7 protein-coding genes are annotated in these 12,187 nt (G+C 69.6%); all 7 read left to right on the plus strand.

The window, feature by feature from the left end; all coding sequences use genetic code 11:
- Nucleotides 1-250 precede the first annotated feature (250 nt).
- Nucleotides 251-5,890: a RecQ family ATP-dependent DNA helicase gene (locus QZ607_RS11735; protein ID WP_295882822.1), complete on the plus strand. Its 5,640-nt coding sequence runs from the start codon at nt 251-253 to the stop codon at nt 5,888-5,890.
- A gap of 150 nt (nt 5,891-6,040) precedes the next feature.
- Nucleotides 6,041-6,313, plus strand: a complete 273-nt coding sequence (locus tag QZ607_RS11740) for a hypothetical protein (RefSeq protein ID WP_295882823.1) — start codon at nt 6,041-6,043, stop codon at nt 6,311-6,313.
- Nucleotides 6,314-6,452: 139 nt separating this feature from the next.
- Complete coding sequence (locus QZ607_RS11745; RefSeq protein ID WP_295882824.1) at nt 6,453-7,880, plus strand: hypothetical protein; 1,428 nt, start codon at nt 6,453-6,455, stop codon at nt 7,878-7,880.
- A gap of 310 nt (nt 7,881-8,190) precedes the next feature.
- Nucleotides 8,191-9,741: a 2-isopropylmalate synthase gene (locus QZ607_RS11750; RefSeq protein WP_295882825.1), complete on the plus strand. Its 1,551-nt coding sequence runs from the start codon at nt 8,191-8,193 to the stop codon at nt 9,739-9,741.
- A 118-nt stretch (nt 9,742-9,859) separates the two neighbouring features.
- Nucleotides 9,860-10,801 (plus strand): uracil-DNA glycosylase, encoded by a 942-nt coding sequence (locus QZ607_RS11755; RefSeq protein WP_295882826.1) that lies wholly within the window; start codon nt 9,860-9,862, stop codon nt 10,799-10,801.
- A gap of 48 nt (nt 10,802-10,849) precedes the next feature.
- The gene (locus QZ607_RS11760; protein ID WP_367268183.1) at nt 10,850-11,503 is read left to right on the plus strand and encodes a heme-binding protein; all 654 of its coding nucleotides are present in this window, start codon (nt 10,850-10,852) and stop codon (nt 11,501-11,503) included.
- A gap of 65 nt (nt 11,504-11,568) precedes the next feature.
- Entirely contained in the window at nt 11,569-12,021 is a 453-nt protein-coding gene (locus QZ607_RS11765; RefSeq protein WP_295882827.1) for a hypothetical protein, read from the plus strand.
- Nucleotides 12,022-12,187 lie beyond the last annotated feature (166 nt).

Raw genomic sequence — 12,187 nt, forward strand, 5'->3', positions numbered from 1 at the left:
ATACTCTAGCGCAGCGCGGCAGCTGTCACGAAGCCGTTCGTGCTCCGCATGGTCGTATCGGATTGCGCAAAGCCGCTGCCCCAACCACCAGGGGCCTGCACGCTGCTGTCGCTGGTGTAACCCCAGGCCAGCAGACTGCCCGATACGGCAGACAAAGCCAGAAGCGGGCTAGGATGGTGCGCCTATGGCCCGGGAAATCCTCCAACACCATCGCCGGCGTGTCACCGCCGCCTCTGCCGCGGCCTGAGCCATGGGAGACGCGCGCGAACCCGCCGGGACCTTCGCGCCGATCGATGCCCTCGTCGATCAGGCGTTGCTGCTGGATCTGGAAACCGGGGCGGACGGCGCCGTGCACAAGATCGGCGCGCTCGTCGCCGACGGGCGGGACGGACAGGGCGGCGAGCGGGCCTTCCGGCGCGAGGGCCGGTTCGACCTCAGCCGCGCGCTGGCGGAGCTGACGGCGTTTGCCGGCGACGCGGAGACGGTCATCGGGCACAACCTGCTGGGGCACGACCTGCCGACGCTGCGGGCGCTGGCCCCGGCCCTGGCGCTGCTCCGGCGGCCCATCGTCGACACGCTCTACCTCTCGCCGCTGGCCTTCCCGCAAAACCCTTATCACCGGCTGGTGAAGGACTACAAGCTGGTGCGCGACAGCCTCGCCGACCCGGTGGCGGACTGCCGGCTGGCGGCACAGGTGCTGCGCGAGCAGGGCGGGGAATTCGTCCGGCGCCTGGCGGCCGATGCGAGCGAGGCGGACCTGCTGGCGGTCTACCGCTTCTGCTTCCAGGGCGCGACGCTGCTGGACGACAACCCCACGGGGGGCGACGGCCTCGCGGCCGTGTTCCGGCTGCTCGGGGCGCCGCTGGCCTCGGTGCAGCAGGTGCGCGACACCCTGCTCGCGCGCTGGGCCGGCCGCGCCTGCACCACGGCCGCACCCCGGCTGATCCTGGACCACATCGCGGACATCCGGCTGCGCCCGGTGCTCGCCTATGCCGCCGCCTGGCTCACCGTGGCCGGCGGCAACTCGGTGCTGCCGCCCTGGGTGCGGCAGCGCTTCCCGGCCACCGCAAGCCTGCTGACGGCGCTGCGCGAGGTGCCCTGCGGCGAGCCGGACTGCGCCTGGTGCCGCGAGGCCCACGACCCCGAGCTGAGCCTGAGGCGCTGGTTCGCTTTCGACGCCTTCCGTCCGCAGCCGGCCAGCGTGGACGGCGCGAGCCTGCAACAGGCGGTGGTGACGGACGGCATCGCCGGGCACCCGCTGCTCGCCATCCTGCCCACCGGTGGCGGCAAGTCGCTCTGCTTCCAGCTGCCGGCGCTGGTGCGCTATACGCGCCGCGGCACGCTGACGGTGGTGATCTCGCCGCTTCAGGCGCTGATGAAGGATCAGGTGGACAACCTGGTCCGCAAGACCGGCGCCACCAACGCCGCGGCCCTGCACGGCCTGCTGACCCCGCCCGAGCGCGGCGACGTGATGGAGCGGGTGCGCCTGGGCGACATCGCCATCCTGTACCTGTCGCCGGAGCAGCTGCGCAACCGCTCGGTGGCGGACATGCTGGCGAGCCGGGAGATCGGCTGCTGGGTGTTCGACGAGGCGCACTGCCTGTCCAAGTGGGGCCACGACTTCCGCCCGGATTATCTCTACGCCAGCCGCTTCATCCGCACCCTGGCGGAGCGCCAGCGGCTGCCCACCCCGCCGGTGGCCTGCTTCACGGCCACCGCCAAGCAGGACGTCACCCACGAGATCCTCGCGCACTTTCGCGACGAGCTGGGGCTGCAACTGGCCCTGTTCGAGGGCGGCGTCGAGCGGGACAACCTGGCCTTCGAGGTCCAGCTCGCCGGCAAGCACGAGAAGGACGCCCGCATCCATGCCATCCTCACCGAGCACCTGGGCAAGCCGACAGCGCGAGCGGACGACCTGGGCGGCGCCGCCATCGTCTACGCGTCCCGGCGCCGGCGCACCGAAGAGCTGGCGGAGCGGCTGCAACGCGAGGGCTGGGCGGTGGAGGCCTTCCACGCGGGCCTCGACGCACCGCAGAAGAAGCGCATCCAGGACGCCTTCGTCAGCGGCGAGCTGACGGTCATCTGCGCCACCAACGCCTTCGGCATGGGGGTGGACAAGGAGGACGTCCGCCTGGTCATCCACGCCGACATCCCGGCCTCGCTGGAGAACTACATCCAGGAGGCCGGCCGCGCCGGGCGCGACCGCGAGCCGGCGCTCTGCGTGCTGCTGTACGACCAACAGGACATCGAGGCCCAGTTCGGCATGGAGGCCATGTCGGAGCTCACCCAACGGGACATTGCCGAGATCCTGCGGGGGCTCAGGCGCGCCAGGCCGAACCGCGACGGCGACGTGGTGGTCACCGCCGGCGAGCTGCTGCGCGACGAGGCGCTGCGCGTGGGCTTCGACCCCGAGGCGCGCGACGCCGACACCCGCGTGCGCATCGCCATCTCCTGGCTGGAGCGCGCCGGGCTGGTGCAGCGCGACGAGAACCGCACCGGCGTCTTCCAGGGCCGCCCCGCGGTCCCGGACCTGGCCACCGCGGAGCGGATGATCGCCGGGCTGCACCTGTCTGCGGCGCAGCGCACGCGCTGGCTCGCCATCCTGGAGGTGCTGCTGAACGCCGAGCCGGACGACAGCTTCACCACGGACGAGCTGGCGCTGCTGCCCGCCTGCCGGGAAGAGCCCGGCGCCGACTGGGACCGCGGCCAGACGGCGGCGCAGCGGGTGCTGCGCACCCTGCACGACATGGCCCGCGCCGGGCTGGTGGACGCGGGGCCGCAGCTCACGGCCTTCGTCCGCCATAAGGTCCGGGACAGCTCCCAGGCCATCCTCCAGCGCATCGTGTCGCTGGAGCGCGCCATGCTGGAGGCCCTGCGCGAGCAGCAACCGGACACGGACCCCGGGGACTGGCTGCACCTGTCCCTGCGCCGGCTGAACCAGCATCTGCTGGACCAGGGCCAAGGCGACAGCAACCCCGAGACCCTGCGCGCCCTGCTCAAGGGCCTGTCCCTGGACGGGCGCGGCCTGGCCGGCGCCCGCGGCAGCCTGGACCTGCGCCAGCTCGACCGCGACCACTACCGCGTGCGCCTGCACCGGGACTGGCCGACCCTGACGCGCACCGCCGAGCGCCGCCGCGCCGTGGCGCAGCTGATCCTGAACACCCTGCTCGCCAGGCTGCCGGCGGACGCCCCGGCAGGCGCCGACCTGCTGCTGCGCTTCGGCACCGACGAGCTGACCCGCGCCATCGCGAACGACCTGGTGCTCGCCGGCGAGGTGCGCGACCCGCTCGCCGCCGTGGACCGCGGGCTCATGTTCCTGCACGAGCACGGCGCCATCATCCTGCACGGCGGGCTCGCGGTGTTCCGCTCCGCGATGACCGTGCGTGTGCTGCCGGAAGCCAAGGGCCGGCGCTACACCAAGGCCCAGTACCAGCCGCTGGCGCAGCACTACGGCGAGCGGGTGTTCCAGATCCACGTGATGGACCGCTACGCGCGGCTCGGCGCCGAGCAGATCCGCCAGGCGCTGGGCCTGGTGGCGGGCTACTTCTCGCTGGGCAAGGAGGCCTTCGTGCGCCGCTTCTTCGGCGACCAGCGTGAGATGCTCACCCGCGCCACCACCGCGGAGTCCTTCGCGCGCATCGTCGATGCCCTGCGCAACCCGGCGCAGACCGAGATCGTCGCCGCACCCGAGGACCGCAACCGCCTGGTGCTGGCGGGCCCCGGCGCCGGCAAGACCCGGGTCATCGTGCACCGATGCGCCTACCTGCTGCGGGCGCTGCGGGTGCCGGCGCACCGCATCCTGGTGCTCTGCTTCAACCGCGCGGCGGCGCTGGAGCTGCGCCGGCGGCTCACGGACCTGGTGGGCGACGACGCCCGGCGCGTCACGGTGCAGACCTACCACGGCTTCGCGATGCGGCTGACCGGTCACAGCTACGCAGAGGCCGCTGATCGGCCGTCCTGGCCGCCAGCGGCACGGCGCCCGACAACGCGGTTTCCGAGCGCCTCCATTTCCGGCGCCTTGGGGGCGCCGGAAATGCCGGGGCATCCTGCCCCGGGCGAGCGCGCCGCCGACGGTGCCGACAATACCCCGGACTTCGAAGGGGTACTCACAGAGGCGGTGGAGCTGCTGGAGGGACGCACGGCGCTGCCGGGCCTCGCCTCCGACACGACCCGGGAGCGCCTGCTCGCCGGCTATCGGCACATCCTGGTGGACGAGTACCAGGACATCGATGCCCTGCAGTACCGACTGGTGAGCGCCATCGCCGGCCGCACGCTGGACCGCGACCGCGATGACGCCCGCCTCACGCTGCTCGCGGTGGGCGACGACGACCAGAACATCTACGCCTTCCGCGGCGCCAGCGTGGAGTACATCCACAGATTCCGGCAGGACTACGACGCCGAGCTGCACTATCTGGTGGAGAACTACCGCAGCAGCGCGCACATCGTCCAAGCCGCCAACGCGCTCATCGCCCACAACCGCGAGCGCATGAAGCTGGACCACCCCATCCGCATCGACCGCGGCCGGGCGCAGGCCCCCGCCGGCGGGCGCTGGGCCGCGCTGGACCGGCACGCCCGCGGCCGGGTGCTGGTGCTGCGGGTGCCTGACCCGGGCCGGCAGGCCGCGGCCATCGTCGCACGCATGCAGGCGCTGCACCGGCTCGGCGGCGGCAGCTGGCAGGACTTCGCCATCCTCGCCCGCCGGCACGAGGTGCTGGCGCCGGTGCGGGCGCTCTGCGAGCACGCCGGCATCCCGGTGCGCGTCAGCGCCGACCTGCCGGGCCTGCATCGCATCCGCGAGGTCCACGCCTTCCTGGCCGCCCTGAAGGCGCACGGGCAGGCACACGGGCAGGCGCACGGGCAGGCGCACGGGCAGGCGCCGCTGACGCCGGCACAGCTGGAAGGGCTGCTGCCCGAACGACCGGGGCCCTGGCGCGACCTGCTCACTGGGCTGATTGCCGATTGGCGTGCCGAGCTGGGCGGCGCTGCGGCGGCGACCAAGACCGATGCCGCAGACAGCGGGGCCGAAGCCGCCGATCCGGCGTCAACGGGCGAAGCCCCGGACGCTTGCGGCCCAGCCGTCCCCGCCGCCGACATCGCGGAGTTTTGCTGGGAGAGCCTCGCCGAGCAGCGCCGCGAGCGGCGCGGGCAGCAGCATGGGGGCGACGGCGTGCTGCTCAGCACCCTGCACGCCGCCAAGGGCCTGGAGTTTTCCCATGTACTGATCGCCGACGGTGGCTGGCATCGCGGCAGCAGCAGCGCACAGCTGGAAGACGAGCGCCGCACCTTCTACGTCGGCATGACCCGCGCCCGGGAGACCCTGACGCTGCTGGAGGTCGCAGGCTCCGGCCACCCCCATCTGCCGCTGCTGGACGCGACCGCCAGCGGGGCGTCCGAGCAACCGCAGCGCGCCGTTGGCGACTGGCTGCTGCGGGAAGCGCCGACCCTGGAGCCGCCGTCGCCCGAGGTCATCGCCCGCCGCTGCACCCAGCTCACCCCCGCCGACCTGGACCTGGGCTACGCCGGCCGCCAGCCGCCGGACGCCCCCATCCACCGCCACCTCGCCGCCCTGCACACAGGCGACGCACTCCATTGGCACGCCCTGGGGGTGCCGGCCTCCGGCGCGCCCCCCGCGAGCCATTCGATGACAGCCAACGCAAGCCGGCCCGGCACCGGCCAGGTCCTGCTCACGACGTCCGCAGGCCACCCGGTCGCCCGCCTCTCCAAACGCGCCGCAAGCCGCTGGCTGCCCGACACCGACCGCATCGAGGCCATCCGCATCGTCGCCATGCTGCGCCGCGAGCGCAGCCAAACCGAGCCCCCATATGTCGCAACCCTGCGCTGCGACGCCTGGGAGGTACCCCTGGTGGAGATTCGGTGGCAGGATGGGTGACCAACCGGACGCAGGCCGCCTCCGACCCGTGCCCCCCCGGCGGTACGGAATCGGCAAGACAGCCTGCCGACACTGTGGCACGATAGCCGCAGCACCCTCAGGGTTGAGCCCCCCTTCCACCGAACCCCTCACGCCTTCCGGAGTATCATGTTGCACCTTGAGAGCTGGGCTTGGGGCCTGGTCTTCCTACTGGCACTTGTTGTTTTTCTGCATGCTGCCTTCGAGCTGACGCGTAGACTCCTCGCGCGCTTTGCATTGCGGGTTTGCCAGATGCGAGAAGCCCGCGAAGGCGGCTTCATCTGCGAGCTCAAGCAGAGGCTGCACGGATTCGCGACCCGCTCGCTGTTGCCGCGCGTGCTGGTGTTGATAATCTCCTTCGCCGTCATGTCTTTCGTGATCATGGAGCATTCGGCAAAGCTCTGATCATGTCCTCGCCGCACTGCCGGTAACCGTCCGCGGCGCGCGCTCGCGTGACTGCCGCGGGCTGGACCGTGACGGGCGAGCTGACCCTCGTTTGCACCGCAGCCATGATCGGCCTGGACGTCGAACAGGTATTCTTTCCATGTCCATCACGATGTCGCAATTCCTGAAGTCGCATGGGCTTCAGCGCAATCCTTTCATCGAGGAGGAGGCGCAGAACGACAAGGTGTTCGAGGATCTCGTCAACGAGGCAGGCTACGCCTTCAACCATCAGGCGTGGGACAAGTTCTTCGGCGAGCCTCCGGGCCGCGGCACCTCGATGATCTTCGGCGTCAAGGGCAGCGGCAAGTCCGCCCTGCGTCTCGCGCTCGAGAAGAACATCGCACACTTCAATCGCGAGCATGCCGAGCGCATCCTGCTCATCAAATACGACGACTTCAACAGCTTTCTGGATGCTTTCAAGCGCCGGGGCGATCAGGACCGCAAGCGCGAGACGGCGATTACGCTCAAGGAGTTCGGTCTCGCCCAGCATCTCGACGCCATTCTGGTCTGCGGTATGGAGGCGCTGCTGGCCGAGCTCGACGCCGGACACATCACCCTGGAGCAGCTGCAAACCCATCAGCGACATGACCTGATGCTGCTGATGGCCTTCTACCTCAGCGGGCCACCGGACCGGTACAACCGCATCATGGATGACCTCGGCGATCAACTCCTGCCGCGAAGCATGTTCGGGCGCATGGGACGTGGCGTCAAGGCCAATGTCGTCGGCCTGTTGACGCTCGGCATCGTCCCGCTGTTGCGCCAGTCCTTCTACGCGGGGGTCGCCCGCGCTGCCGCGCGGGAGATCGTGGTGCGACCACGCAATTCAAAAGATGTGAAGCGGGCGCTGCGCCGGGTTCCACTCGATTTTCTGCATGACCAGGACATCAAGCGCCGCGGCTGGCGCGATAACGAGGACGTTCGGCGTTTGTTCGTCACCAAGCTCATCGATGTCGCGCTGAGCCTCGGCTATCAGCAGATCGTGGTGGTGATGGACAAGATCGATGAGCCCTCGCTGATCAATGGCGACCGCGAGCGCATGGAGGCCTTCGTCTGGCCGCTGTGGAATAACCGCATCCTGCAGTTGCATCCGAATCTGAGCTTCAAGATGCTGCTGCCGCGCCAGCTCTACGAAGTGGTGCGCAGGGCGGGCTCGGAGAAAGCGAACGAGGCCCGCTTCGACAAGCAGAAAATCATCTATCCGTTTCGCTGGGGTGACAAACAGCTCTACGACATGATGTCGGATCGACTGCGCATCTGTCGGGCCGATCCGAGCCAGCCATACCCGCTGAACAACCTGTTCGACGAGGCGATGCCGACGCGGGAGATACTCACGGCGCTTGATCGGCTGCGCCAGCCGCGCTTCGTGCTGAATTATCTGTACCGGCTGATCGCCGAGACCTGCGCCCAGACCGACCGGGCGGACGACAACCCGGTGCGCATCCCGCACGAGGTCTTCTACCAGATCACCGCGACCATCGGCGAGGACATCAAGCAGTACTACCAGACCCTCGGAGAGAGTCCGGAGTAGCCCGGCCTCCCGCCATCTCCACCCTCACCGCCACCACCCGCAACAGCGCCACCCGCCCGTGCGCCGCAGGCGTCCTGCCTGCGCGGACCTGCTTGCGAAAGCAGGCGCCGTGTGGATGCCCACCCACTGCAGCGCAGTACAGCACGCCCGCGCGCGCCAAACGCTCACCCGGAGCTGAGCGAACCGGTGCCGGTGGCGGCGCTGGCCGGCAAGGATGGCATACGGCGTCGAACATGCCAGAATGCCCGTTGATCCCGGACGGCGCGCAGCCGCCCTCAACGCCGTTGCTTGAGCCGAAGGCAGGATACGCATGAGCACCACCGATCAACTCATCATCTTCGACACCACGCTGCGCGACGGCGAGCAGAGCCCGGGCGCGTCCATGACCAAGGATGAGAAGCTGCGCATCGCCAAGGCGCTGGAGAAGCTGCGGGTGGATGTGATCGAGGCCGGCTTTCCCATCGCAAGCCATGGCGACTTCGACGCCGTCAAGGCCGTCGCCGAGAACATCCAGGACAGCACCGTCTGCGGCCTTGCGCGGGCGCTGGACAAGGATATCGTCTGCGCCGGCGAGGCCCTGGCGGGGGCTGCACGCGGGCGCATCCACACCTTCATCGCCACCAGCCCCATCCACATGGAGAAGAAGCTCCACATGACGCCGGATCAGGTGGTGGAGCAGGCGGTGCGCGCCGTGCGCCTGGCACGCAAGTACACCGACGACGTGGAGTTCTCGCCGGAAGACGCCGGGCGCTCCGACATCGACTTCCTGTGCCGGGTGCTGGAGGCGGTGATCGATGCCGGCGCCGGCACCCTGAACATCCCGGACACCGTCGGCTACGCCATGCCGCACCAGTTCGGCAGCCTGATCGCACAGCTGCGCGAGCGCATTCCGAACGCCGACAAGGCGGTGTTCTCCGTGCACTGCCACAACGACCTCGGGCTTGCGGTGGCCAACTCGCTGGCGGCCGTGCGCAACGGCGCCCGCCAGGTGGAGTGCACCATCAACGGCCTGGGGGAGCGTGCCGGCAACGCGGCGCTGGAAGAGGTGGTCATGGCCGTGCGCACCCGCCAGGACCTGTTCGGTTGCGACACACGGCTCGACAGCACGCAGATCATGAACTGCTCGCGGCTGGTGTCCGGCATCACCGGCTTTCCGGTGCAGCCCAACAAGGCCATCGTCGGCGCCAACGCCTTCGCGCACGAGTCCGGCATCCACCAGGACGGCGTCCTCAAGCACCGCGAGACCTACGAGATCATGCGCGCCCAGGACGTGGGCTGGACCCACAACCGCATGGTGCTCGGCAAGCACTCGGGCCGCAACGCGTTCCGTGTGCGCCTGAAGGAGCTCGGCATCGGCTTCGACAGCGAGGAAGAGCTGAACGCCGCCTTCAGCCGCTTCAAAGACCTCGCGGACAAGAAGCACGAGATCTTCGACGAAGACCTCCAGGCCCTGGTGACGGTGGCCACCCAGGACGCTGCCAACGAGCGCATCAAGCTGCTCTCGCTGCGCGTCTGCTCGGAGACCGGCGAGACGCCCCAGGCACAGGTGGTGCTGAGCGTGGACGGCGCCGAGCGCCGCGGCAGCGCCCTCGGCAGCGGCCCGGTGGACGCCACCTTTCGCGCCATCGAGTCCATCGTCGCCTCCGGCACCACCTTGAAGCTCTACTCGGTGAATGCCATCACCAGCGGTACGGACGCCCAGGGCGAGGTGACGGTCCGGCTGGAACAGGGCGGGCGCGTGGTCAATGGTGCCGGCGCCGACACGGATATCGTTATCGCCTCCGCCAAGGCGTACCTCAACGCCATCAACAAGATCACCGAGCCGCGCGCCCGGGCGCATCCACAGCTGGGGGATGTCTAGCCCGGCGTACGCGGTGCGGGAGCGGCGCCCGGCCGGTGCGCTATGATCACCGCCATAAAAATGGGGACGGTATACTTAACCTGCCTGCTCGGTGAAGCTCCAGGCCCTTTGGCATACCATGAACGAAGCCAGGCGAATTGCATACCTGAATGCCATGGGCATCGACGTCTGGCGGCTGCGGCGCACAGCGTCCGACCTGGTATCGGCGACGCGCGAGGTGGCGACGGGCGCCGATGCAGCGCCGGCGCCAGGCCCAGCGCCGGAAGACCCCGTATCGGCGGCAAGCGCGCCCGCAACGACGCCGCCGGCAGCTGCACCCGAGACCACCGGGCCGGCAAGCCAGGCTGCGGCCACGGCACCGCAGACGGCACCACAGCCCGCCGGCGACGAGCCGCCGCCTTGGACGGACGCCGACCTCGCCGGCCTACCGAGCGATGACGACGGCGCCGCGCCGGCGCCGGAGGCTCCCCAGGACGATGCCGTCGCCGCCATGGACTGGCCGGAGTTGGAGGCGGCGGTGGCGGGCTGCCGTGCCTGCGGGCTCTGCGAGCGACGCACCAACACCGTCTTCGGCGTCGGTGATCGCAATGCAACGGTGATGTTCGTCGGCGAGGGGCCAGGCGCCGACGAAGACCGCAAGGGCGAGCCCTTCGTCGGTCGTGCCGGGCAGCTCCTGAACCGGATGCTTGCCGCCGCGGGCTTCAGGCGCGAGCAGGTCTACATCGCCAACGTCGTCAAGTGCCGGCCGCCGAACAACCGCGATCCGAGCCCGGATGAAGCCGCCGCCTGCCGGGCCTATCTGCAGCGGCAGATCGCGCTGGTGCAGCCGCGGCTCATCGTCTGTCTGGGGCGGGTGCCGTCCTGCAACCTGCTGGACACCACGGAGTCCCTCGGCCGGCTGCGTGGTCGGCTGCATCGATACGGGCCAACCGGGACCCCGCTGCTCGTGACCTACCACCCGTCCTATTACCTGCGCTCACCCGAGCAGAAGGCGAAGGGCTGGCAGGACCTTCAGCGGATGCTGGAGCTGCTGGATGCGGGCACCGCGCCTGCGCCGTGATGGCGGGCGCGAACGCCGCGGCGGGGTCTGCCACCGAGGGCAAGTCAGATGCTGAAAGTCATTGCTGTCATCATCGCCGCCGGCATCGTGCTCGCGGTGGCCGCGCTGTTGGTGTTCGTCTACGTCGTGCAGAACGTCGAGCAGCCGGATTACACGCTGGTGCGGCAGGACGGGGACTTCGAGCTGCGGGACTACCCAAAGCTCACCGTCGCCGAGGTACGCCGGCGCGGAGACCGCAAAGAGGCGCTCGGCGCAGGCTTTGGACCGCTCGCCCGTTACATCTTCGCCAAGGAGCGCAGCGGCGATAAGATCGCCATGACGGCACCGGTCATCCAACAGTCGGACGCAGCAACCCCGAGCGCGGCGTCCGCGGCCGGGGCCGGGGCCGGGGAATGGAGCGTCGGGTTCATCATGCCCAAAGACGCCGTCGCCGCCGGCCTGCCGGCGCCGGCCAATGCCGAGGTTCGGCTCACGGAGCTGCCGCCGCGGCGCGTGGCCGCCGTACGCTTCAGCGGACGCACCACCGACGCCCACACCGCCGCACAGCGCAAGCGCCTGCTGGACTGGGTTGCTGCACAAGGCCTCGGCGCAGGCTCGGAGCCCATTTACGCCTACTACAATGATCCGCTGACACCCGGCCCGCTGCGGCGTAACGAGATCCTGCTGGTGGTGACCGACCATCAGCCCGACACGGCTGAGTAAACGAACGGCCTCACGGCGGCCAAGCCGCACCGGCGCGTCATGGAGCCATACCGGAAGCGAACGACATGCCCGAGGTCACGAGCCAAAGCCACCCGATTGACGAAACCCACCTGGAATTGGTGCAGGGGGTCATCAACCGACTCGCCGGCAACTCCTTTGTGCTGAAGGGATGGTCGGTGACCCTGGTCGCCGCGGTGCTCGCGCTGAATGTCAAGGAGGCCCATGTCCTGATGGTGGCCATCGGCCTGTTGCCGGCGCTGACCTTTTGGGGCCTCGATGGTTATTTCCTTGCGCAGGAGCGGCTGTTCCGCGACCTGTACAACGCACTCATCGACCCGGATGTGCCACGCGAGGCGCGTCCGGCGCGCTTCTCCATGCGCACGGAGGCATTGACGTTCGGGCATTGGGCACGGGCAACCCTTTGGGGCACGCTCCTCACGTTCCACGGTCCGGTCGTCGCCGTCATTCTGGCCGTGCTGCTGTACATGGGCATTGCCGGTGCGGCACTAACGCCCTGAAGAGACGCCGACTGCTCGGGCATCCTGCTCAAGAATCGAACGGAGCCCGACAACGCGGTTGTCCGGGCTTCTTCATGTTAAGCACCTCAGGCTGCCGAACACGGCGGAGCGTCCTGCCCCGCCCGGGACATACCGACGACCTCGGCGTTTCCCTGGCCATGGCGCT

Source organism: uncultured Thiohalocapsa sp., from assembly GCF_913063425.1.
Taxonomy (GTDB): Bacteria; Pseudomonadota; Gammaproteobacteria; order Chromatiales; family Chromatiaceae; genus Thiohalocapsa.

Coding starts and splice junctions, on each gene's coding strand:
- QZ607_RS11735 (WP_295882822.1), top strand. CDS start 251: ATGGGAGACGCGCGCGAACCCGCCGGGACCTTCGCGCCGATCGATGCC.
- QZ607_RS11745 (WP_295882824.1), top strand. CDS start 6,453: ATGTCCATCACGATGTCGCAATTCCTGAAGTCGCATGGGCTTCAGCGC.
- QZ607_RS11750 (WP_295882825.1), top strand. CDS start 8,191: ATGAGCACCACCGATCAACTCATCATCTTCGACACCACGCTGCGCGAC.
- QZ607_RS11755 (WP_295882826.1), top strand. CDS start 9,860: ATGAACGAAGCCAGGCGAATTGCATACCTGAATGCCATGGGCATCGAC.
- QZ607_RS11760 (WP_367268183.1), top strand. CDS start 10,850: ATGCTGAAAGTCATTGCTGTCATCATCGCCGCCGGCATCGTGCTCGCG.
- QZ607_RS11765 (WP_295882827.1), top strand. CDS start 11,569: ATGCCCGAGGTCACGAGCCAAAGCCACCCGATTGACGAAACCCACCTG.